Source organism: Shouchella oshimensis (genome assembly GCF_004375095.1).
Classification (GTDB): Bacteria; Bacillota; Bacilli; order Bacillales; family Bacillaceae_D; genus Shouchella; species Shouchella oshimensis.
The window spans coordinates 32548-56301 of sequence record NZ_SNUX01000001.1 but is presented as its reverse complement, the minus strand read 5'-3'; the positions used below and the strand labels follow the sequence as shown (position 1 = coordinate 56301).

The following is a 23754-nucleotide window of genomic DNA, read 5'->3' as shown; positions in this document are numbered from 1 at the left end:
ATGATGAAAAATCCATCAGATCAACGAATAAAAGAAATTCTTCATACAAAAAAACGTATTGCTGTAGTTGGGCTTTCAAATAACCCAGATCGAACAAGCTACATGGTTTCTAAAGCAATGCAAGACGCAGGGTACACAATCATTCCAATCAATCCAAATGTGGACACCGTTTTAGGAGAAAAATCATATGCTTCCATCTCGGATTTAGATCAAGAGGTAGATATGGTGAATATTTTTCGTAGAAGCGAATTTTTACCTGAGCTTGCAAAAGAAACCGTACAAGCAGGTATCCCTATCTTCTGGTCACAGCTTGGTGTTGTGAGCGAAGAAGCCTATTCGTTTTTACAAGAAAATCATGTCGAAACCATTATGGATCGCTGTATTAAAGTAGAGCACGCTAAATTTAAATAAGGCTATTTCCGTACTGCAAACGTGAGCAGTACGGTCTTTTTTGTGGAAAAATTTGCAGAGACGAAACAGGCATGATAAGGTTTTATTAGAAAAAACTGTTGCATCAAGGAAAACATTGACTAAAATAAAGATGGAGTATATTCTTTTAACAGAACACTTGTACTTATGTGTGTAAGGGTATTAGGAAGGGGAACGGAATGGCAAAACAACATGACTATAATGATGATTCCATTCAGGTACTAGAGGGGTTAGAAGCCGTTCGGAAGCGACCAGGAATGTATATTGGTTCTACAGATACCCGTGGTTTGCATCATCTTGTATATGAAATTGTCGACAACGCAGTCGATGAAGCGTTAGGAGGTCACGGTGCTTCAATTTATGTAACCATTCATAAAGATGGTAGTGTCTCCATTCAAGACGAGGGAAGAGGAATGCCTGTCGGGATGCACCGCTCTGGTAAACCGACACCTGAGGTCATTTTTACCGTATTACACGCAGGGGGGAAGTTTGGGCAAGGTGGTTATGCTACAAGCGGAGGATTACACGGTGTTGGCGCTTCTGTTGTGAATGCGCTCTCGTCGTGGCTAGAAGTCGACATTAAGCGTGACGGCTATCGCTATACCCAGCGATTTGAAGACGGTGGTAAGCCAGTAACGACCCTTGAGAAGAAGGGAAAGACGAGAGGTGCAGGTACGCTCGTTCGTTTTATGCCAGACGACTCGATCTTTTCTACGGTGAATTTTAATACAGAAACCTTGTCGGAACGTTTACGAGAAGCCGCGTTTTTATTAAGAGGTGTCGCAATTACGTTAAAAGACGAACGACCAGGAAAAGAAATGGAAGAGCTCTTTCAGTTTGAGACCGGACTGGAAGCTTTTGTTGACTATTTAAATGAAGGGAAAGAACCTCTCCATCCAGTTGTATCATTTTCAGGTCAAGCAAACGAGATTGAAATGGACTTCTCGTTTCAGTTTCATGACGCTTATACGGAAAATGTGCTCTCGTTTGTAAATAATGTTCGTACACGGGATGGCGGAACTCATGAGCTAGGAGCGAAAACGGCAGTTACTCGAATGATGAATGAGCATGCTAAAAAAGTCGGCTTGTTAAAAGAAAAAGACAAAAAGCTTGATGGCTCTGACATTCGTGAAGGCTTTACAGCCGTTATATCGGTTCGCGTTCCAGAAGCAAAACTTCAGTTTGAGGGACAGACTAAAAGCAAACTCGGTACTGCTGAAGCACGCTCAGCTGTTGATGCGATCATATCCGAAAAGCTCTCGTACTACTTAGAAGAAAATCCAATGGTCGCTACAACCTTAATTAAGAAATCAATTAAAGCAGCTCAAGCCCGAGAAGCAGCCCGAAAAGCCCGGGAAGACGCGAGAAATGGCAAAAAAAATAAACGGAAAGACGTTCTATTAAGCGGAAAATTAACACCTGCTCAGTCCCGCAACCCAGACCGAAACGAACTGTATTTAGTAGAGGGAGACTCTGCTGGCGGTTCTGCGAAGCAAGGACGAGATCGAAAATTCCAAGCGGTTCTTCCGTTACGCGGGAAAGTCATTAACACTGAAAAAGCAAAGCTCGATGATATTATGAAGAATGAAGAGATTCGGACGATCATTCATACGATCGGAGCTGGCGTTGGAGCAGATTTTGATTTATCTGACTGCAACTATGACAAAGTGGTCATTATGACCGATGCGGATACAGATGGTGCCCATATTCAAGTGCTATTATTAACCTTTTTCTATCGCTATATGAAACCACTAATTGACGCTGGTAAGATTTATATTGCCTTACCACCGCTTTATAAAGTAAGTAAAGGCTCAGGAGCAAAAGAAAAAGTCCAGTATGCGTGGGAAGAGACGGAACTTCAACAAGCATTAAAAGCAATTGGAAAAGGATCAACCGTACAACGGTACAAAGGATTAGGTGAAATGAACGCCACTCAGCTTTGGGAGACAACGATGGACCCTGAAACGAGGACCCTTATCCGAGTTCGATTAGAAGATGCCGCGCGAGCAGAAAAGCATGTGGCTACGTTAATGGGTGACAAAGTGGAACCACGTAGAAAGTGGATTGAGAGCCATGTAGCATTTGGTTTAGAGGAAGAAACAAACATCCTAGAAAATGAAAACCTTCATGTAGGGGAGGAATCCTAATTGGCAAAAGCAGAAAAGTATCTTGATCTCCCCTTAGAAGATGTCATAGGAGATCGATTTAGTCGCTATAGTAAATACATTATTCAAGAACGTGCACTTCCTGATGCGCGAGATGGATTAAAACCGGTACAACGACGTATCTTGTACGCCATGTACACAGATGGTAATACGGCCGACAAACCGTATCGTAAAGCAGCGAAAACCGTTGGGAACGTGATCGGAAACTATCACCCACACGGTGATAGTTCTGTTTATGATGCCATGGTACGGATGAGTCAAGAATGGAAAGTACGTCAGCTTTTAATTGATATGCATGGAAACAATGGATCGATTGATGGCGACCCTCCAGCTGCGATGCGTTATACCGAAGCAAGGCTTTCGAAGATAAGTGCTGAGCTTATGCGTGATTTGGATAAAGGAACGGTTGATTACATTCCGAACTTCGATGACTCCATAGAAGAACCTGTTGTATTGCCAGCCATGTATCCAAACTTGCTGGTTAACGGTTCTACGGGTATCTCTGCAGGTTATGCAACCGATATTCCACCTCATCACTTACCTGAAATCATTGATGGTGCCGTTCGTTTAATGGAAAAACCGTCAACAACCATTGATGAACTTCTAACCATTATAAAAGGGCCAGATTTCCCAACTGGCGGTATCGTTCAAGGCTTAGATGGAATTCGGAAGGCGTACGAGACAGGCAAGGGAAAAGTTGTCGTACGGGCGAAAACAGCATTTGAAGAAGTTCGAGGTGGGCGAACGCAAATTGTTATAACGGAGCTCCCTTATGAAGTAGTAAAAGCAAACCTCGTAAAGAAAATGGACGAAATCCGCTTTGATAAAAAAGTAGATGGGATTGCAGAAGTGCGTGATGATACTGATCGAACTGGAATGCGCATTGTCGTAGAATTAAAAAAAGATGCAGAAGCAAATGCTATTTTAAACTATTTGTTTAAACATACTGATTTGCAGGTGATGTACCATTTTAATATGGTTGCCATTTATAATAAAACACCACAATTGATGGGGTTAAAAGCGCTTCTTCAAGCTTATATTGATCATCAAAAAGATGTTTTCACAAGAAAATCACAGTTTGAGCTTAAAAAAGCGCAAGAGCGTGCTCATATTGTTGAGGGGTTAATAAAAGCAGTTTCAATTCTTGATGAAGTGATTGCTGTAATTCGCGGTTCAAAAGATAAAAAAGACGCAAAACTTAATTTGCAAGAACAATTTGCGTTTACAGAGCCTCAGTCTGAAGCAATTGTAAACTTGCAACTGTACCGTTTAACAAACACGGATATTACGACCCTTGAAAAAGAAGCGGACGAACTGAAAAAGCGAATTGCGGAATTAGAAGCCATACTAGCAAGTGAAAAAAAGCTTATTCAAGTTATAAAAAAAGAATTAGTCCAAGTAAAAAAGCAGTTTCATTCTGAAAGACGAACGGTCATTAAGGAAGAAATAGAAGAGTTAAAGATCAATATGGATCAACTGGTGGCAACAGAAGATGTACGTGTGACGATTACTCACGCAGGCTACGTCAAACGAACGAGTATTCGTTCGTACACAGCATCTAGTAAAGATGCTCCTGGAATGAAAGCCGGTGATACAGTGCTTCAATCTCTTGTTGCGTCCACCACTGACGTCCTTCTTCTTTTTACAAAGAAGGGAAACTACTTGTACTTACCGATTCATCAGCTGCCAGATATTCGCTGGAAGGATGATGGTCAGCATATCGCCAACATCATTCCCATCGATTCTGATGACGAATTAGTAACAACCCTTGTTATCTCTTCTTTTGATACTGATGAGTCACTTTTGTTTATGACCCGAAACGGGATGATCAAACGGACCGAGTTAAAGCTTTATCAAGCACAACGTAACTCTAAACCACTAATGGCTTTAAAGATAAAAGAAGACGATTCTCTCGTATCAGTTGAAAAAACGAATGGAAAAAAAGAGTTATTTGCTGCCACACATTTTGGCTATGGGCTCTGGTTCTCAGAAAATGATATCTCCCTCGTTGGTCAACGCGCAGCAGGTGTAAAAGGGATGAACATTAAGCCTGGGGACTACGTCGTTGGCTTTGAAACTTTCGAATTAGAAGATACAGTCGAATTCCTCTGTGTCACGCAGCGTGGCTCTGTTAAACGAATGGCCATTACTGAATTTGAAAAATCAAGTCGAAATAAACGTGGATCGGTTTTACTTCGTGAGTTGAAATCAAATCCCCATCGCCTTGTTGGGTTTAAAAAAATCACTCCGGACACAACGTTGTTTTTAGTAGAAACCGATCAAGATGAACAGATTTTTGTTGATCCGACTAAGTATCGAAAAGCGGATCGCTATTCGAATGGATCCTATGCATTTGATGAAAACGATCGCGGGAAAGCGCGACAATTAAAAGTGGTCGTGGACACCACCGATCAGGAATAAAACATAGCACTGCTATCGCTTTAAGGGTAGCAGTGCTTATTTGTTTTCCTTGTACCTGTTTAAAGTGCGCATTGTAAGGGAAAGAGTAGGATAACGAATGATTGGAGGAACGATGATGTCATTAACAAAGGATCAATTAAACTATTTGAAAAAAGAATTACATTCGATGAAAGAGTCAATAGAGAAGCGAACGTCTACACCTGAAGGGGAAATGTCAGAAATGAGAGGCGATATTGCTCGCGGAGTAGACAATCACTTAGCAGAAACAGCGTCAGAATATGAGGATCGAGTACGAACACAAACCATCAATGAAGCCGATGAACATCGATTAGCCGAAATTAATGAAGCTTTGGAGCGAATGGAAGATGGTAGCTACGGTACTTGTATTGATACAGGCAAGGAAATTCCATATGAGCGATTAGAAGCATTGCCGTATGCGAAACGTACAACAGAAGCTCAAGAAGAAGCGGAAGAGCCTTTTGCGGATAGTAGTGAAGAAGATCGTGCTGTTGGTTTACATCATGCGCAACTGGATCGTGACACAGAGACCACTAGAGAATTAGCCAGAGAGCAAGATGCCGACGAACATTCTAGTGAAGTCGATGCAGAACATCATTATGATGAGAAAACAGATGAACAAAGCAATCAATAGTTAAAACCTCTATTCGTTCTTCAACGAATAGAGGTTTTTTATTTACTTACTATTAGTATCCTCAAAACCAAACCGTATAAAGTAAATGACGGTGCGGAAAAAGCCAATGTCATTTAAAATAACGATGAGCACCAGCAAAACAGGACCTAAGAACAGACCAAAAGCGCCGAACAATTGTAATCCTGCAAAAAGTGAAATGAGTACAGCAACTGGATTTAAGTTCATATTGGAAGAAAGAACTTTTGGCTCAAGCATTTGACGAACAATCACGATAATGACATAGAGAATCGCAATACCAAGGCCACCAGACATATCTCCTGTTACAAATAGGTAAATGAACCACGGGATTAAAATAGTGCCTGTTCCAAGATAAGGAAGTAACTCTGCAATCCCTACAACAATGGCTAGCATCCATGCATTTTCAACATTAAGAATGAGCAAGCCAATAAAAACAATTAACGCGGTAACAACCATTAATATTAGTTGAGCACGTATAAAGCCAAATAAACGAATACGAGTCGCTTGGACAAATTCTTTCCCTTTAGAACGAACTTTACGAGGAACATGTCGATCGTAAACAGACTGATAAAAACTCCAGCTTTTCCCCATGAAATAAATACTTAAGATGATAAATAGAAACGCAACAAGAAAACTAGGCAAGCCAATTAAGATATTGGCTACCACATCCAAAGCAGCCTGTCCGATGTTCCCAACAATATTGCTAATTGACGTTCCAAGCTGATTTATTCCCTCTGATAGTGGGCTTGTGCCGCCTGAATCAAACTGATCGATTGTGCGAAGAAATTCATGCCATAATGGCAAAATGGTCTCGTTAAAGTAAAGCTGAATTTTAGCGGCCCCTTCTTCTATCCACATAGGGACTTGTTCAAAAAACTCACGCAAGCTAAAGTAAACAAGAAAAACAATACCAGTTAAAACAGCACTTATCGCTAATATGCCGCCAAGTAAACCAAATAGACTGGCAAACCCTTTGTTAAATTTCAACTTATACTGAAAAAATCGTGCTACAGGCTGGAGCATCCATGCAAACAAAGCCGCAAACCAGAATGGATATGTAAGTGAAAAGACTCTAGCAACAAGCCAACCAAAAAGTATAAGAAATAGGATGATGATGAGTGTTCGTAACGCCATCCAACCAACTTCTTTAGACAAAGACACACCTTCTTCCAACATCGTGTAAGCTTTCTTTCTATCCTTTATTGTATAAGAGTGCTTATTTTACTGTCAAATCCAGACAGGTAAGCAAAACACCGCACGTCAAAGGAAACGTAGCGGTGTGAACAATACTGACATCTTTATAGAGCTGGTTCAGCAAGGTTTTCTAACGGGAGAACAAGAACTTCAACGCGACGGTTCTGTTCTCTTCCTTCTGTTGTTTCGTTAGTAGCAACAGGGTGGTATTCACCGTAGCCTGAATAGGAAAGCTGACCGGGCTTTAAATAGTCAGATTCTAAGAATAGCTTCATTACATTATATGCACGTGCTCCACTTAAATCCCAATTTGATTCAAAATTTGCGCCACCCATCGGAACATCATCAGTGTGACCAGAAATTTGAATATAGCGTGGGGGATCGGAAGCAAGCATAGCGGACAATTGGTCCATTAACTCATGAGAATTCTGTCTCAATTCGGCACTACCAGAATCAAAAAGAATGCCATCATTAATGGTAATAAGCAGACCTGAAGCACCAAGTTCTGTTTGTAACCGATCAGCAAGTGCTTTCTCTTCAATATACCCATTTAGGCGGGATTGTAACTCTTCTAACTCCGTTTTTTCAGTTTCTGCTGCTTCACTTAGTAAAGCTTCAACCGATTCTGTCGATTCTTGTGTCGGACTTTCGTCTTCAACAATTGAGTCTTGGTAATCAAGAATACCTTTTCCACCTAACGTTTCTGAGAGAACAACCCGGAGCTCATCGTATTTAGCTTGATCGACTTGACCCATAGCAAATAAAACAATAAATAGAGCAACAAGCAATGTTAACATATCTGCATAAGGGAGGAGCCAAGATTCATCCACATGTTCCTCCGACCGAGATTTAAATCTCCGCTTCTGCGACATCGTCTCTTCTCACGCCTCCTTTTCCTCGTTGTTGTTCCTTTTCTTCTAGATATACACTTAAATATTCTTCAACTGAACGAGGAGAACTTCCTCCAATAATGGCAACTGTGCCTTCAATAATCATGTGCTGATGCAATACTTCCATAGTTGATTTTCGCTTTAATTTGTTTGCAAAAGGATGCCAAAGCACATATCCAAAGAAAATACCGAGTAATGTTGCCACGAACGCTGCCGCTATAGACTCGCCTAACATAGTAATATCATCTAGGTTTCCTAGCGCAGCAATGAGACCTAAAACAGCTCCTAACACACCAAGACTGGGAGAATATGTTCCGGCTTGACTAAATATCGCCGCTCCAGAAGCATGACGCTCTTGCATAGCGTCAATTCGTTCATGTAAAGAATGACGAATGTAATCAGGATCTTGTCCATCAATCATCATTCGAATGGCTTGCTTAAAAAAAGGATCTTCAATCTCATCAATCTTTCCTTCTAACGCGAGCATACCGTCTCGTCTCGAAATCGAAGCATAATCAACGAACTGTTCGATAATTTCCTGCTGAGTCATACCCTTTCTATTTGAAAAAAGAACCCGAAATAACTTAGGGATTCGTTTTATATCTGCAAAAGGGAATGCAATAAAAACGCAAGCAAATGTTCCTAGCACAATTATGACAATGGCGGCAGGATTTAACAAAACCTCAAGACTTGAACCTTTTAAAAGCATACCAAGCACGAGTGTACAAATACCAAAAAATATACCAATGAATGATGACTTATCCATGTATGTCTCCTTTTAATGTTAATTTAAGAATACGTCTCACCATTTAAATCGGTTGAAATGATTCCACATTGAAGGTTCATACTTGATTTCATTGTTTGTTCACAAGAATTGAGTCTAAAGAATGACGATAATATGGGTAAAATTGCATAATAATTCTCCAATTGTCCATAGTAGAGGAGAGGAAGAGGTGTATACAAATGGTTTATTTCTCGTTACGATGGCTATTTGTTGTGATTGGAGCTATCATTGCTGCTGTTGCAATTGAATTATTCTTGTTGCCGAATCATATTATAGATGGCGGAATAATAGGCATATCGCTAATTCTAAATCGTCTCTCAGCAATCAATTTTGGACTACTCGTTTTTATCATCAACCTTCCTTTTTTATACATTGGTTATAAACATTTAGGGAAAGGTTTTTTTATTTACTCTCTACTAGGTATTGTCGGACTAGCCGTTACAGAGGCAATTTTACATCAGTTTCATTTTGCTCCAATTACTGATACACCTTTATTAGCAACAATCTTTGGAGGGTTGTTATTAGGAATTGGTGTTGGGATCGTTATACGAAATGGCGGGGCCATGGATGGAACTGAAATCTTATCATTAATTCTTACAAAACGATTACCGTTCACTGTTGGTGAGTGCGTTCTTGTTTTTAACCTTTTTGTTTTTGCTTGGGCGGCCTTTGTTTTCGGAATTGAGAACGCTATGTATTCCGTTTTAACATATTATGTTGCCGCAAAGGCAATTGACACAGTTGTTGAAGGGCTAGATGCAACAAAAGCGGTGATGATTGTGTCGAGTCATTACGAAGAATTAACAACGATTATTACACAGCGGTTAGGAAAAGGGGTAACACGCTTAAAAGCGCAAGGAGGTTACGAAGGGGATAAAAAAGATGTGCTTTATGTTGTTGTAAAACGAATGGAAGTTATTCAGTTGAAAAAAGCGATCTATGAAGTTGATAAACATGCTTTTTTCACTATTATTGATGCCCATGAATCAAGAGGCTCAACCTTTAAACAAAAAGAGGATCACTGAATATGTGATACAGTTCCAGCTCTTTCCTCTTGTTTGTTTATCCGTTTCAGAACCTACGAAATGGTTGTTTCAAGTCCACCCAGTAAAGTTAAATGTTTGACCGATACGATCGATACGTTCTTCCTTTCCAAAATAAAAGCAAAGCTATTAGTAGCCCAATGACAGAAAAAACGAAAATAATCGTTTGAATGTCTATTCCCCTTGATACTAGAAGTGTCACCCCTGCATATGCAAGTGGATCAAAGCCGTTCATAGCGAGAAAAATAATGCTCATTACTCTCCCCATAATACGAGGATCCGTATCTTCTTGTGCAGAAGAAAAGAATGGAATGGCGACAAACGTCATGGTGAATCCAAGCATAAATGCCAAAATGGTTACAGCTATTAAATTAGGGATTTGGCTAAAGGCTAACGCAACAATCAATGTTGCGATCAATCCGAGGATTGATGTTAACCCTCGGTTGCGAAGTTTAACGGTGCCGATTATGACTGTGCTTACGAGCATGCCAATAGCTAAAGAGGCTTCAATATAGCTAAGGTTAATGGGTGATCCTCCATACGTTTCAACTAAAATCGGTATGGCAATGGAAATCGCACCGAAGGCAAAAAAATTTAACGTAATTAAAATGAAGATTCCTGTTACTAAAAAGGAATTTGCTTTTACATAAGAAAAGCCTTCAAGAAGATCTCTAAAAGGTGTTTGCTTAACGGTATTTTCAACAGGACCCTCTTTTAAAAATCGTGGAAACATAAAGAAAGCCGACAAAAAAACGATGATCATTGCTGTTAAGTAGCTCGAAGTGATACCACCAAACTCCATGATGGTTCCTGCAACAATAGGACCGACTACAAAGCCAATTTGGCCTAATCCTTGGATAATGGCATTGGCTTGTTTGATTTGATTTTTCTCAACCATTTTTGGTATTAATGAGGTTCCTGCTGGCCCTGAAAACGCATCTAACGTGCCAAATAAAAAGCCTATTATCAGAAGATAGCTAAAACTTAGTTGGTCCGTAGCATGCAACAAAAATACGATCAGTAAGAGGAAGCCTTGAATGGTACTCGTGCTAAACATAATCGTGGTTTTTTTAAATTTATCGGCTAGAACCCCTCCAAACGCCATCATTAAAATACGTGGTACTGTGATCGCAATAAGAATAATACCGAGAGAACTCGCTGAACCTAGCTCAGCAATAACAAACCATGTTGTGGTCATAAAAAACGTGCTAAAGCCAATAATCGCTAAGCAACTGGCAATAAATAAAAAGATAAAGGGGGAATTTTTAATTAATGGTTTTTCCATGGAGAATCATCCTTTTCAACTAGAATACAGTTCATTCTAAATGGTGACGGTACGTCTTATGCAAGGGATCTTAATGTTTTTTTTCGTCTTCTTAACGTCTTATGGTAATCTTGTAAGGGACATTCGAATAAAACAGAATGTAAAAAGGAGAGAGTAGTCAGTGGAAGTAATTTATTTTGCAGGTGGCTGCTTGTGGGGTGTGCAAGCATTTATTAAAACATTACCAGGTGTATACGGAACAGAAGCTGGGAGGGCAAACGGAACAAGTCAATCTCTTAAAGGACCCTATGATGGGTACGCTGAATGTGTAAAAACGATATTCGATCCTACTGTTGTATCTGTGAATGACTTAATGGATTATTTCTTTGAAATCATTGACCCGTATAGTGTGAATAAACAAGGTATAGATAGTGGAGTGAAATATAGAACAGGTGTCTATAGTGAAAAAATCGAGCATGTAAATGAAGCACGAAAATTTATTGCCGCAAGAGCTGATGCTAGTCGAATTAAGGTTGAAGTAAGCCCTCTCCAAAACTATGTAAAGAGTGCTGAAGAGCATCAAGATCGATTAGACAAACATCCGAATGATGAATGTCACATACCGAAAGCGTTGCTACACAAGTATAAGTAAAGCCCTTTTCCTGTTTTATGGAAAAGAGCGTATGCTTAAGAGAATGAGGTGTTCCATGAAAGACAAACGATTTTCTACGTATCCTATAAGCGCGGAAATCAAGCGCGCATTGACTTCTTTACAGTATATAAACCCGACAGCTATACAGCAGAAAGTGATTCCGTTGGTCATAAGAAATGAAAATCAAGATTATGTTGTGCAATCCCAAACAGGTAGTGGAAAGACCGCTGCATATGGAATTCCACTATGCGATAAAATTGATTGGGACGAGAACAAAGTCCATTCATTGATTCTAACACCAACGAGAGAACTTGCCGTTCAAGTAAAAGAGGATCTAACAGCTATCGGTCGATTTAAACGACTTCAAGTAAAAGAAATTTTTGGGAAGCAGTCGTTTGAAAAACAAAAGTGGAGTTTAAAGCAAAAAACCCATGTTGTAGTTGGAACCCCTGGGCGTATCCTCGATCACTTGCAAAAAGGGACGCTGGATGTATCAAAACTACAGTATCTCGTTATCGATGAAGCGGACGAGCTGTTTAATCGTGGTTTTCTTGATCAACTAGAGGGAATTATTCAATTTTTACCAGAAACGCGAACAAACCTGCTGTTTTCAGCAACCTTTCCAGATGCATTGCAGCAGTTAATAGAACGAGCATTAAGTGAACCACACTTTCTTGTAAATGAAGAGAAAGAAGCGACTCCGGCCATTCACCATGCAGTTGTTGAGTCGACTAAACCGATGGACATACTGATACGCCATGTACTTAGCGCTGAACGACCGGATCATGCACTAATCTTTTGTGAGACACAAAGAGACGTTGATCAACTTTATCGTACGTTACATACTTCTATTCCTGCTTTGGCAAAACTTCATGGTGGGATGAGGCAAGAAGAACGACTACAGGCTATGTCTCAATTTAAAGCAGGTTCGTGTCGTTATTTAATCTCAACCAATTTATCGGCTCGCGGAATTGATGTACATGGATTAGACCTTGTCATACATGCAAGTTTTCCACAAACGGTTGAAGACTATATTCACCGAACAGGCAGAACTGGAAGAAACGGCGCTATAGGTAAATCCATTTTATTAATGAAACCTGTGGGAAAGGAAGCTCGTCTATTACTTGAAGAAGAGCTTGGTTTTTCATTTGTTGAACAAGTGGAGCCGATTGTCTCCGTGGAACAGCAATTGAGTTTTTACCAAGAGAAAAAGAACGTTCACGTTTCGACGAATAAGAAGCGGATTGACGAAGGGATTACAAAACTTTATTTAAATGGTGGAAAACAAAAGAAGATTCGTCCTGGAGACATTGTTGGTACCATCACCTCTATACCAAACGTAGATGCTAACGATATTGGTGTTATAAGTGTTGAACAAACAGCAAGCTTTGTTGATATTCTAAATAATAAAGGGACTTATGTTCTTGAGCATTTACGGACAGCAACGGTGAAGGGGAAGAAGTTAAAAGTCCATCGGGCGAAAAAGGAATAGCGGGGGCTTAGATGATTCAATACAAGACAGGCAATCTAACAGTGTTCCAAAGTGCACTATATAAGACAAACGCGGCGATTGTGGAAACGAATGATGCCATTATCATGACAGATCCAAACTGGTTACCGACTGAAGTGGATGAAATAAAGGATTATCTTAAACTCAATTTTGGAAACAAACCACTCTATATTATTTATACTCATAGTGATTTTGACCATATTATTGGTGCTGGAGCATTCCCAGAAGCAAAAGGAGTAGCGACTAGTCAATTTGTCACCAACCCAGAAAAAGAAGCCATTTTAGAAAAAATAATAGCGTTTGATCAAACGTATTATTTAAACCGGAGCTACAAACCTACCTATCCTACCATTGATGTTGTGGTAACACATAATAAACAACAGTTACGATTAGGTTCACAAACAGTAACATTTTATCACGCCCCTGGTCATACAGGTGATTCTCTTTTTACCGTTATTGAACCAGAAGGGATCTTTCTTTCTGGAGATTACTTATCTGATGTTGAGTTTCCCTTTATATTTAGTAGCTACCAAGACTACCTGCAAACAATGGTGTTAGCTGAAACCATTTTAAATCAGCATACGATAGCCATTCATGTACCTGGGCATGGTTCAGTTACTCGCAAAAAAGAGGAACTTGATAAAAGATTGCGTTCCTCGAATAGATATTTAGCTCAGCTTACTAAAGACGATAAAGAGTTTGAAATGACTTTACGTCAAGAATATTTATTTTTTGAAGGTATGAAACACATTCATGCTATGAATAGACAAATGGCCAAAAAGGAAAAATAAGTCTCTTATACGAGTTTCATTTTAAGTAGAAAAAAAAGACCAAATCAATGGTCTTTTTTTTCAATAAGCTCAAGAGCATGTGAAACGGCTTTTTCAGCATGGAGTTGTGTCGAATCAAATAATGGAAGTGCACAATCGTTTTGATTAATCAGTAGTGGTATTTCGGTACAACCAAGTATCACACCCTCTGCGCCTTTTGCGGCAAGCTGATCAATAACAGATAAGTAGTACTGCTTAGAATTTGGACAAATTGTTCCAACGCATAGTTCGTTAAAAATAATATCGTGGACCTTTTTACGGTCGTTTTCATTTGGAACTATTAGTTCAATACCATGCCGAGCCATTCGTTCACGGTAAAAAGGTTTTTCCATTGTGAACTGTGTACCTACTAAACCAATTGATTTCAAATCCTGTGCTTTAATGGCTTCTGCTAGTGCATCAACAATATGAATTACAGGAAGACTCGTCGCAGCTTCTACTTCGTCAGCCATTAAATGCATGGTATTTGTACAAATAACAAGCATGTCGGCTCCACCTGCTTTTAATTTATTCCCTGCTTCAATCATTCGCTCAGTCGCTTCTGCCCATTCTCCAGCTTTTTGTAAATTAACGATCTCTTGAAAGTCAAAGGAATACAATAAGCATTTTGCAGAATGAAGCCCGCCGTATGTTTTTTTTACATATTGATTAATATATTGATAGTAAGAAACCGAAGATTCCCAACTTAAGCCCCCAATTAAACCGATTGTTTTCATCAGTCGTACGCTCCTTTTTATTCATCTTAATCAAAGCGTACCATGATATACTGGACCAATGAAGATCCACATCTAGCTTAGTTTAATAGTACCAGAAGGAGAATGCCATGCTTTGGTTTGCATTAGCACGAAACGAAGAACAGACACTAGCTGTTCAAATTGAAGAAGAATTAAGAAAAAGAATATTGGCTAGTCAACTGCGTGAAAATGAAAAACTACCATCTTCACGAGAATTAGCACACTCATTAGGTGTATCACGTAATACAGTAAATGAAGCATATGAGCAACTGCTAATGGAAGGCTATATATACCGTATTCCTCGGTCAGGAACGTACGTATCTAAAGGGCTTGCATTTAAAAAAGAGCGAAGACAAATACCACAGTTTGAAAAACAAATTCATCAGTCGGAAGAAACAATGATTGACTTTAAAGCGAGTCAGCCAGCCCTCGATTATTTCCCAAGACAAGCGTGGGCAAATACGTACAAACAGGTATGTCTTACAGCAGATGAAACGGTATTTGGTTATCAGTCTGCACTTGGCCATGTCCAACTCCGAGAGGCGATTGCTAACTACCTCGGGCGCTTAAGAGGTGTAGAAGCACTACCTGATCAAATTGTTATTACAACAGGAGCTACACAGGCACTTTCATTTTTAACAAAATTGCTACAACCAGTTGGAGAAAAGGTTTGTGTGGAAGACCCGGTTACAGAGGAAATGCGAAGCATTTTCACAGAAGCTGGTGCCCAGATTGAACCGATTCAAACAGATGAATACGGAATTAAACCAGTTCAACTTCCGAAAAATCATAAACCACGATTTGTTTTCACTATTCCATCGCATCAATTTCCCCTTGGCGCGATATTACCAGTAAAGAGAAGAATTGAGTTAGTTGAATATGCACGAAAAATGAAAACCTATATTATTGAAGATGATTATGATAGTGAATTTATTTATGAAGGCACACCTGTTCAAGCGATGCAATCCCTTGATACAGAGCATGTTATCTATTTAGGCACCTTTAGCAAGATCTTATCGCCAAGTTTGCGTATTGGTTATATGGTTTTACCATTTCACTTAGTAGAATCTGCAAGGAGGCAAAAGTGGTTTACGGATCGTCACACGTCTTCGTTAGAACAAGTAGCATTAGCCACTTTTATTCAGGAGGGGTTATTTGAAAAGCATATTAGACGAATGAAAAAGTTGTATGCTAAGAGAAGAAAGGTCCTTGTAGAGGCAATTAACGCCACCTTTCCACAGTGTGACATCTTAGGCCAAGCAGCGGGGATGCACTTAGTCGTTCGCTTTAATGATCGCAAACGAATTCAGGCGGATAAATTAGTAAAACACCAAGTGAATGCCATCATAGTAGACGATTTTTCAATCAAAAAAGGTCACCATTTAAACGAGCTAGTGCTAGGGTACGGTCATTTACATGAAGAAGACATACAAGAAGGTATTAAGCGATTAAAAAAAGCACTTACTTTATGTAATACCGAATAAGGAGGGGATTGGTTGGTAACGAGGAGCTTTTCACCTAACGTAAAAGCGCTCGTTAAAAACAACCATCTGTCTAAGAAAATTGTAGAACAAGTCCTATTTATTAAAAAGGTGGTCGATTCCGTTGTTTAAAAAATTTGATCCATCTATTGAATAAAATACTTGACAATCTAAACCCGAGTAAATATATTAGGATTATTGGATAATTGACTGACTCGTCAATCAAGAGAAAGGATTAGACATGAACACGACTGAAAATCAACAAGTATTAATGGATGCAGCTTTGCCATTGCTGGCACAAAAAGGGTTTCATAAAACAAAGGTATCGGACATTGTTAAAGAAGCCGGTGTTGCTCAGGGGACATTCTATTGGCATTTTAAGAATAAAGAAGCGATTGTTCTACACATTTTAAAAGAAGGGGAACGCTATTTATTAAACGTCATTTATTCTGGTTACCGAAAACAAGTCGGAACGTTAAGCGACATGACAGCTTCCTCACAAGATTTAATGATAACGCTATTCACGTATGCAAAATCAAATAAGGATTATATGCAATTGCTTTTAAAAACGGGGCAAGATAGTGATGAAAAGATTCGTAGCCAAATTGCGTCTACGCTACAAGCGATAGAGCAAGCATTTGCGAGCAACATTGCCCGTGCTCAAGAACTACATATGCTTCCTACCACTTATTCTAACCAGACGTTAGCTGCAATGCTTGCTAGCTTAGTGTTCGGTACAATTGAGCGCTGGCTTTTTCATGAAGGTGATGCGGTTACGACATTAACTGCAGAAGAGGTAGCACAACAAATCGTTTCATTTGAATTTTTCGGACTACGAGGGTTTCCGTCGTCTCATTCTCATTAAGGGAGGTGGATGAATGTCATTATTAAAGAAAGTATTTCTGCAAGTCATCCCAAGCGTACTCATTTTAACCTTTATTATTTTTTGTCTTGTTTATGTTGCCGGTGATCCTGTTTCTATGATGCTCCCTGAAAATGCAACTGCCGCTGATCGCGAAGCGTTAAGAGAATCACTCGGATTAAACCAACCTTTTCTTACTCAATACATCGGTTTTTTAGGGGATTTACTTAGAGGTGATTTTGGCATGTCGCTTCAATACCAGCAGCCAGCTAGTGACTTAGTGTTTAGCCGTTTAATAGCAACACTTACACTTTCCTTTATTGCAATGGTCATTGCCATTTTGATTTCAATTCCCCTTGGTATTTATGCAGCATTAAAGCGAAATACGGTGTTAGATTTTCTGATTTCTGGGGTTTCTATAATCGGAAAAGCTATGCCAAACTTTTGGATTGGCATCATGCTTATATTATTTTTTGCTGTTCTGTTTCCAATTTTTCCTGTATCAGGAGCCGCATCTCCTTTGCATTTTGTATTGCCTGCCTTTACGTTAGGCATTGCACTTGCAGCAGAAATGACCCGGTTAACTCGTGCAAGTGTACTTGAAGTAATTGAACAAGAATATGTTCAAACTGCTCGAGCAAAAGGACAAAAAGAAAGGATTGTTATTGGAAAACATGTCTTTCTTAACGCACTTATTCCGGTAGTGACGATCATCGGTTTGCAATTCCCTCAGTTAATAGGAGGAGCCATAGTAGTCGAAACGGTTTTTTCTTGGCCTGGTATTGGGCGTTTATTGCTTACAGCAATGGAAAACAGCGACATGGCTGTTATTCAAGCGATTGTTTTTGTCATAGCACTCATTACGATTGTGATCAATTTACTTACAGATTTACTATACCGGGTGCTTGATCCCCGTATTAAATATAACTAGGAGCGATGAATATGGCAGCTTTAACAAAAACAAATGACACAATCCGCCGTCGCTTCTTACTTTCTATCTCGCCACTTGGTCTACTGGGTTTACTAATAATAGGTTCTATTGTCTTATTAGCGGTGTTTGCGCCTTGGATTGCGCCTTATGATCCGGCGCAAATTACAGCGACGTCGCGCTTAATTCCACCTTCTTGGATGGAGAATGGATCCAGTGCACATTTACTTGGTACAGATCATTTAGGTAGAGACATGTTTAGCCGTCTCATTTTTGGGGCGAGAGTTTCTCTTTTAGTTGGTGTTATCTCTGTTATGATTGCTGCTCTAATTGGGTTATCCCTTGGACTGGTTTCTGGTTATTTCGGGGGCTGGATTGACGCATTAACGATGCGAATAGTAGACGCAATGTTAGCCATACCAACGCTTTTGCTTGTTCTTGTTGCGATGGTCATGCTTGATGCAAATTTAATTACCCTAATACTCGTTATCGGATTGACGAGCTGGGTGAATTATACGCGAGTCGTTCGTGGAGACGTTCTTGCAGTGAAGGCAAGGGAATATGTACAAGCAGCTCAAACACTTGGTGCGAGTAGTATGTACATTATTCGCAAACACATATTGCCGAACGTTCTTTCATCTTTCACCGTTATCGCTACAATCGGTGTCGGTACAGCTATTTTAACTGAATCGTCATTAAGTTTTCTTGGTTTTGGTGTACAGCCACCAGGTATTACGTGGGGAAGTATGCTTAACGATGGACGAAATTACATCGCCACAAGCTGGTGGATTGCTACATTTCCAGGTATTGCCATTACGATAACGGTTCTTGCTTTCACATTTGTTGGTGATTGGCTCCGTGATTATCTTGATCCACGCTTGAAAAAAGGAGGGGATGATAATGAAGCCGCGTGACCCTTTGCTTTCCGTAACAAATCTATCGACTTCTTTTCGCGCAGGAAAACGAGAAACAACTGTCGTGAAAGACATTTCTTTCCATGTGAATCCTGGTGAAGTCGTTGCGATAGTTGGCGAATCAGGGAGTGGTAAAAGTGTAACCTCTTTATCCATTATGGGGTTATTGAGAAAAAACGCTACAGTAAGCGGCTCTATTTTGTATAACGGTCAAGAGCTAAATGCATTATCTTCGAAGGAAAGACGGTTGCTACGTGGGACCGAAATGTCGATGATTTTTCAAGAGCCAATGTCTTCATTAAATCCTATGTTACGTATTCAGTCTCAAATTGGGGAAGTTTTAACCATTCACTACCCATCGATATCAAAAGCGAAAATAAAAGAAAAAACGATCGATTTATTAACACAAGTAGATATTCCCAACCCAATAGAAACAGCAAGGCGCTTTCCTCATCAGCTGTCAGGTGGCATGCGTCAACGAGTTATGATCGCGATTGCATTAGCATGTGATCCTAAATTGCTTATAGCAGACGAGCCGACAACAGCACTTGACGTAACAACACAAGCACAAATTTTATCGTTAATAAAACGATTGAATGAACAAAATGGCACAGGAGTTGTATTTGTCACCCACGATTTAAGTGTGGTAGCGACAATGGCTGATCGTGTTCTCGTGATGTATGCGGGCAGAATTGTTGAAGAAGCAACGGTACATGAGTTATTTGATCGACCGAAGCATCCATATACAATTGGATTAATGGAAGCCATGCCGACCCTTGATACAAAAAATGAGCGATTACATGCCATTCAAGGGAATCCGCCTAACATTGTAAACCTGCCAATCGGTTGTTCGTTTCACCCACGATGCCCGTGGGCCACAGAAGCATGTAAAGAAGCCGTACCTGATTTAGAAGAAAAAGCGGCGACTCATTACGTGCGTTGTATTCACGTGAAGAAGGAGGGGATTGAATGACGGAACCGTTATTAAAAGTGGACCAACTGAGCAAGACGTTTTCAATTAGCAGTAAACGTCAGAATGGAACGATTCAAGCCGTTCATGACGTCAGCTTTAGCTTGTTTAAAGGTGAAACGCTTGGGATTGTTGGTGAGTCAGGTTCTGGTAAATCAACGATTGCAAAAATGATTTTACAACTTCTTCACCCAACGAGCGGTTCTATCTATTATCAAGGAAAAGAGATTAGCACGTTATCAAAACGAGAACGAAAGCAGATGAAAGCCAACGTCCAGGCTGTTTTTCAAGACCCGTATGCCTCCCTTAACCCTAGGATGAAAGCAAAGGAAATTGTGACAGAACCATTAACCATTCACCAGGGACTAGCGAATAAAGATCGTGCCGAACGTGCTCTCGGTTTACTTGAAGAAGTAGGTCTTGGTAGCCAGCACTTAAATCGCTATCCTCATGAATTTAGCGGTGGTCAGCGACAAAGGCTAAGTATAGCTAGAGCCATAGCGTTAAAGCCGGATGTCATTGTATGCGATGAGGCGGTTTCTGCTTTAGACGTTTCAACGCAAGCACAAATAGTAAATTTATTAAAAGAATTACAGAAAAACCATGGACTTTCCTACCTTTTTATTGCCCATGGTTTGCCTGTTGTCAACCATATTAGTGATCGAGTTGCCATTATGAAAAGTGGTGAGCTTATAGAAATTGGGCAAACTGAACAAATATTCCATGAACCAACTGAAGCCTATACGAAATTGTTACTACAAGCTGTGCCACCGTCGCACCCAAAAGATCGACACAAAACAATACTATCGGAGGTTAATACAAAATGAAAAAAGTGATTCTATCAAGTACCTTGTTATCTATTCTTGCGTTGTCTGCATGTGGTTTTGATGATCCTGATAATGGAAACACTTCAGAAACAAATGAAGAAGCCAACGGTTATGAACTGATAACGATTGCAAATCCAGCAGATATAACAACATTTGATCCGCATAACAATAGTGTTATTACAACATCGGCTGTTTTAGTTAATCTTTACAGCAAACTTGTACAAAGAGATGAGTCAGGTGAAATCGTTCCAGATTTAGCAACAGAGTGGACGCCAATTGATGAAACAACATGGGAATTTGTTCTTCGTGATGATGTGACATTTCATAACGGTGATGCTTTCACTGCTAATGACGTTGCTTTTTCACTTGAACGCGTTGCAAATGACACTTCGCTCCAGCAGCATTCAACGTTTAACCAGATTGAAACGGTTGAGGTTGTAGACGAATATACAGTGAGAATAACAACAGCGGAGCCTGATCCTCAGCTACTTAATCGCCTTTCTGTTCCAGCTGCAAGTATCTTACCGAAAGACTATTTTGAAGAGGTTGGGGCAGAAAGCTTTTTCCAATCGCCAGTAGGAACAGGTCCATTTCAATACGAAAGTTGGCAGCAAGATGAAGCTGTCGAATTAAGCAAGTATGCTGATTACTTTGAAGGGGAACCAAACTGGGAGCGTGTTCGTTTTAGCGTTGTGCCAGAAGATTCTACTCGAGTGTCAGAGCTTTTAACAAATGGGGTTGATATTGCTTTCAACATTCCTACAGCTGATATGGATCGAATTGATAATAATGAAGGGACCCATGTAGCCCTTGAGCCAATTCAACGGGTTATTCAACTCTGGCTGTCAAATGAAGAAGGAGAGCCTACTTCTGATCCTGCTGTAAGAGAAGCAATCGATTTAGCCATTGAAAATCAAGTCATCATTGATGAAATCTTAAATGGAAGTGCAACAGCAACTCGTACTCATATTACACCAGGAAATGTTGGGGCAGATGAATCTTTATACGATACGTATGAATATGATCCAGATCGAGCAATAGAACTATTAGAAGAGGCTGGCTACGATGATGGTGTTACCATTAACTTGTCTGTCAATAACTACTATACAGAAATGGCTGAAGTGGTGGGGGGCATGCTTTCCGATGTCGGCATTACCGCGAACATAGAGCTAATTGAACAAAGTCAATTCGCAAACCGCTTGTTTAATCAAGAATTAGATGAGGCGATCTTTGTGGGCTGGGGAAATGATATGTTTGATGGTAGCGTACTGGAATTTTTTAAAGATGGTGGTGTTGCTCCCTACACAAACCCAGACATTGATGAATTGTTAGAAGAGGCTGCTTATAATATGAATGAAGCTGAGCGTACTGAACAGTATCAGGAAGTACAACAATTATTAGCTGAGGATCGTGGAGCGGTTTATTTATTCCAACTTCAAGGGCGTTATGGTGTCAATGACCGGTTAGACTATACACCGAGGCTAGACGAGTTATATGATGTGAACGATATTGAATTAACGGAATAGAAGGGACGAAATAAAATGACGTTACCCGCCATATCTCAATGGAATGCGTTTATGATTGAAACACTCCGTGCGAATGGAATGAAAAATGAAAAGCTTCTAGAACTTCTTAAACACGAAGACACGGAAGGGTTAAATGAATTCGACCAAACCTTTGACTATCATGACCTTGTTGAATATGCTACTGAAAACGCTACGCAGATAGAAGAAGCTATTCAAACGGGCTATAAAATTAAATTTGCCTCTAACTTTGGAATCAAGCGCTTGCTTAGATTAAAGTATGGGTTAGAAGAAGGTACGGACTACAAAATGACAGAATCGCGTTTTGACGATATTCTCTTAAGTCAAGAACAACTACAGGAATTTACATCAATGCTTTCACCTAATTGGACTATTGTGAGCGAACAAACGAAAGACACGACCGTTCGGATTCACATCCTCCATGCGACACTGGTCAATTAAAGAATAAACAAGACGAAAAGGCTTTAGTATTTACAAATCTAAGCCACCCTAATTGTGCATAACGATTCAGGGTGGCTTTTTACTCATTTTTTTATGTCCATTTGCGCATGACTATTTCAATAGGACCACGACGAAATCGTAAGCGCCAGTAAGTAGAAAAAAGAATGCTTGCTGCGAAAAAGACACAAGCGTAAAGAACGGTAAAGGAAAGAGGCTGGCTTTCAAAACCATTAAAGAGAACGACTTTATCAAAGATCAGCAGAAGTCCAATGCCGATGACCACATGACTTACATAATGAGTTAACGTTAGTTGCCCAGTAAAAATAAGTGAACGAATAAACCAATTGTCAGCATAGACTTCAGCTATATATAAGGATAAAACAATGATGACAAGTGCTGTAGCTATGTTTGAAAGTAAATAAAAGAGATTTGGAGGGATGGGGCCAGTTGCAAATAGAAATGTTGCGCTCGTCACGTCAAGTAAGGTATCTGTTGTGAAAGAAATAAGTAGACGAGACAATAGTTCGGAAATAATAAACAAAGTCGTACTGTAAAGCAGTATCTTATTTCTTATTTTGTTGTCACGTAAGTTTAATCTTCCGATTAACAAACCAATCATTAAGAAGCAGATCCATGGAAAAACGGGATGGTAGCCATTTAGAAATAAATTCCTTAGAAACCCACTTAACGTCCAAAAATCGAGATAGGCTAGAAATGGATGATCAGGATGCCATCCGTTCATGTAATTGAAAAAAATTTGATAAAACTGAGCAATACCTGCAAAAACAATTGAAATCGTGATAATGGTTTTTGGTGATGAGAAAAGAATAAGTACAGTGAATGCCATATATACACCGTAATAATGCAAGATGTCTCCGTCCCATCCAAGTGTGTATAAAAGCATGCCAACTATATATAAGAAAAGAGAACGTTTCACTAAAGAAATCTTATTATTTTTACGTAACTGTAGATCTGAAGTGACTCGAGCTTTTTTTGTCATAAGAGAGATGCCGATGCCTGCTAATGTGACAAAGGTTGCTGCTGCACGGCCTTCGACTAAATTTGTCATGGACACTAAAAGGAAGTGTCCATTCCCTTGTGCACCTGTAACAACGATAAAATTCATAATAAGCATGCCGAACATCGCGAATGATCGAGCTAAGTCTAGTCCGTCTAATCGTGTATGACGACTATTGCTCAT

22 protein-coding genes are annotated in these 23754 nt (G+C 39.8%); 16 read left to right on the top strand and 6 right to left on the bottom strand.

Translation table 11 applies throughout. From position 1 onward, the window contains the following. Window positions 1-3: 3 nt before the first annotated feature. From E2L03_RS00260 to E2L03_RS00245, 4 genes are all read left to right on the top strand, one after another. A complete protein-coding gene (locus tag E2L03_RS00260; RefSeq protein WP_055737703.1) occupies window positions 4-411 on the top strand; it encodes a CoA-binding protein in 408 nt (135 codons plus the stop codon). Window positions 412-608: 197 nt separating this feature from the next. Beyond that, window positions 609-2576: a DNA topoisomerase IV subunit B gene (parE, locus tag E2L03_RS00255; RefSeq protein WP_038480002.1), complete on the top strand. Its 1968-nt coding sequence runs from the start codon at window positions 609-611 to the stop codon at window positions 2574-2576. Further along, a complete protein-coding gene (gene parC / locus E2L03_RS00250; protein WP_124742104.1) occupies window positions 2577-5015 on the top strand; it encodes a DNA topoisomerase IV subunit A in 2439 nt (812 codons plus the stop codon). Window positions 5016-5112: 97 nt separating this feature from the next. Beyond that, window positions 5113-5667 (top strand): TraR/DksA family transcriptional regulator, encoded by a 555-nt coding sequence (locus E2L03_RS00245; RefSeq protein WP_241741929.1) that lies wholly within the window; start codon window positions 5113-5115, stop codon window positions 5665-5667. 42 nt (window positions 5668-5709) lie between these two features. On the opposite strand, the gene ytvI is transcribed toward E2L03_RS00245, so the two are convergent. The 3 genes from ytvI to motA all read right to left on the bottom strand — a co-directional run bounded on the left by ytvI (window position 5710) and on the right by motA (window position 8535). Further along, window positions 5710-6861 carry a sporulation integral membrane protein YtvI gene (ytvI, locus tag E2L03_RS00240; protein ID WP_078440118.1) on the bottom strand — a complete coding sequence of 384 codons (1152 nt, stop codon included), beginning with the start codon at window positions 6859-6861 and terminating at the stop codon, window positions 5710-5712. A 122-nt stretch (window positions 6862-6983) separates the two neighbouring features. After that, window positions 6984-7709 (bottom strand): OmpA family protein, encoded by a 726-nt coding sequence (locus E2L03_RS00235; protein ID WP_243839494.1) that lies wholly within the window; start codon window positions 7707-7709, stop codon window positions 6984-6986. Between the two features lie 19 nt (window positions 7710-7728). Continuing rightward, a complete protein-coding gene (gene motA / locus E2L03_RS00230) occupies window positions 7729-8535 on the bottom strand; it encodes a flagellar motor stator protein MotA (protein ID WP_095150289.1) in 807 nt (268 codons plus the stop codon). A gap of 197 nt (window positions 8536-8732) precedes the next feature. Here motA and E2L03_RS00225 point away from each other — a divergent pair, with 197 nt between their 5' ends. Next, a complete protein-coding gene (locus E2L03_RS00225; RefSeq protein ID WP_038479989.1) occupies window positions 8733-9578 on the top strand; it encodes a YitT family protein in 846 nt (281 codons plus the stop codon). 88 nt (window positions 9579-9666) lie between these two features. Here the strand turns inward: E2L03_RS00225 and E2L03_RS00220 are convergent, their stop codons facing one another. Continuing rightward, entirely contained in the window at window positions 9667-10881 is a 1215-nt protein-coding gene (locus E2L03_RS00220; RefSeq protein ID WP_134258401.1) for an MFS transporter, read from the bottom strand. Between the two features lie 160 nt (window positions 10882-11041). Between E2L03_RS00220 and E2L03_RS00215 the strand changes: the two genes are divergently transcribed. The 3 genes from E2L03_RS00215 to E2L03_RS00205 are packed head-to-tail and all read left to right on the top strand — an operon-like array spanning window position 11042 to window position 13813. Beyond that, the gene (locus E2L03_RS00215; RefSeq protein WP_134258400.1) at window positions 11042-11512 is read left to right on the top strand and encodes a peptide-methionine (S)-S-oxide reductase; all 471 of its coding nucleotides are present in this window, start codon (window positions 11042-11044) and stop codon (window positions 11510-11512) included. A gap of 55 nt (window positions 11513-11567) precedes the next feature. Next, window positions 11568-13004, top strand: a complete 1437-nt coding sequence (locus E2L03_RS00210) for a DEAD/DEAH box helicase (RefSeq protein WP_134258399.1) — start codon at window positions 11568-11570, stop codon at window positions 13002-13004. Between the two features lie 11 nt (window positions 13005-13015). Beyond that, window positions 13016-13813 (top strand): MBL fold metallo-hydrolase, encoded by a 798-nt coding sequence (locus E2L03_RS00205; protein WP_134258398.1) that lies wholly within the window; start codon window positions 13016-13018, stop codon window positions 13811-13813. Between the two features lie 44 nt (window positions 13814-13857). Here E2L03_RS00205 and E2L03_RS00200 read toward each other — a convergent pair whose 3' ends face one another. Beyond that, window positions 13858-14568, bottom strand: coding sequence for an aspartate/glutamate racemase family protein (locus tag E2L03_RS00200; protein WP_124742098.1), 711 nt, complete (start codon window positions 14566-14568; stop codon window positions 13858-13860). A 107-nt stretch (window positions 14569-14675) separates the two neighbouring features. Between E2L03_RS00200 and pdxR the strand changes: the two genes are divergently transcribed. From pdxR to E2L03_RS00160, 8 genes are all read left to right on the top strand, one after another. Then, window positions 14676-16070, top strand: a complete 1395-nt coding sequence (pdxR, locus tag E2L03_RS00195; RefSeq protein ID WP_134258397.1) for a MocR-like pyridoxine biosynthesis transcription factor PdxR — start codon at window positions 14676-14678, stop codon at window positions 16068-16070. Between the two features lie 238 nt (window positions 16071-16308). Next, window positions 16309-16932 carry a TetR/AcrR family transcriptional regulator gene (locus E2L03_RS00190; RefSeq protein ID WP_038479968.1) on the top strand — a complete coding sequence of 208 codons (624 nt, stop codon included), beginning with the start codon at window positions 16309-16311 and terminating at the stop codon, window positions 16930-16932. 13 nt (window positions 16933-16945) lie between these two features. Further along, window positions 16946-17860 (top strand): ABC transporter permease, encoded by a 915-nt coding sequence (locus E2L03_RS00185; protein WP_134258396.1) that lies wholly within the window; start codon window positions 16946-16948, stop codon window positions 17858-17860. An 11-nt stretch (window positions 17861-17871) separates the two neighbouring features. Continuing rightward, the gene (locus E2L03_RS00180) at window positions 17872-18771 is read left to right on the top strand and encodes an ABC transporter permease (protein ID WP_038479962.1); all 900 of its coding nucleotides are present in this window, start codon (window positions 17872-17874) and stop codon (window positions 18769-18771) included. Beyond that, window positions 18758-19744: an ABC transporter ATP-binding protein gene (locus tag E2L03_RS00175; protein ID WP_241741931.1), complete on the top strand. Its 987-nt coding sequence runs from the start codon at window positions 18758-18760 to the stop codon at window positions 19742-19744. The genes E2L03_RS00180 and E2L03_RS00175 overlap by 14 nt, the downstream gene beginning before the upstream one ends. Further along, complete coding sequence (locus tag E2L03_RS00170; protein WP_051667520.1) at window positions 19741-20568, top strand: ATP-binding cassette domain-containing protein; 828 nt, start codon at window positions 19741-19743, stop codon at window positions 20566-20568. The genes E2L03_RS00175 and E2L03_RS00170 overlap by 4 nt, the downstream gene beginning before the upstream one ends. Continuing rightward, entirely contained in the window at window positions 20565-22094 is a 1530-nt protein-coding gene (locus E2L03_RS00165; protein ID WP_095150280.1) for an ABC transporter substrate-binding protein, read from the top strand. Before E2L03_RS00170 ends, E2L03_RS00165 begins: the two co-directional genes overlap by 4 nt. A gap of 51 nt (window positions 22095-22145) precedes the next feature. Continuing rightward, complete coding sequence (locus E2L03_RS00160; RefSeq protein WP_148305172.1) at window positions 22146-22553, top strand: hypothetical protein; 408 nt, start codon at window positions 22146-22148, stop codon at window positions 22551-22553. 91 nt (window positions 22554-22644) lie between these two features. On the opposite strand, the gene E2L03_RS00155 is transcribed toward E2L03_RS00160, so the two are convergent. Continuing rightward, window positions 22645-23754, bottom strand: a complete 1110-nt coding sequence (locus E2L03_RS00155) for a DUF418 domain-containing protein (protein ID WP_055737199.1) — start codon at window positions 23752-23754, stop codon at window positions 22645-22647.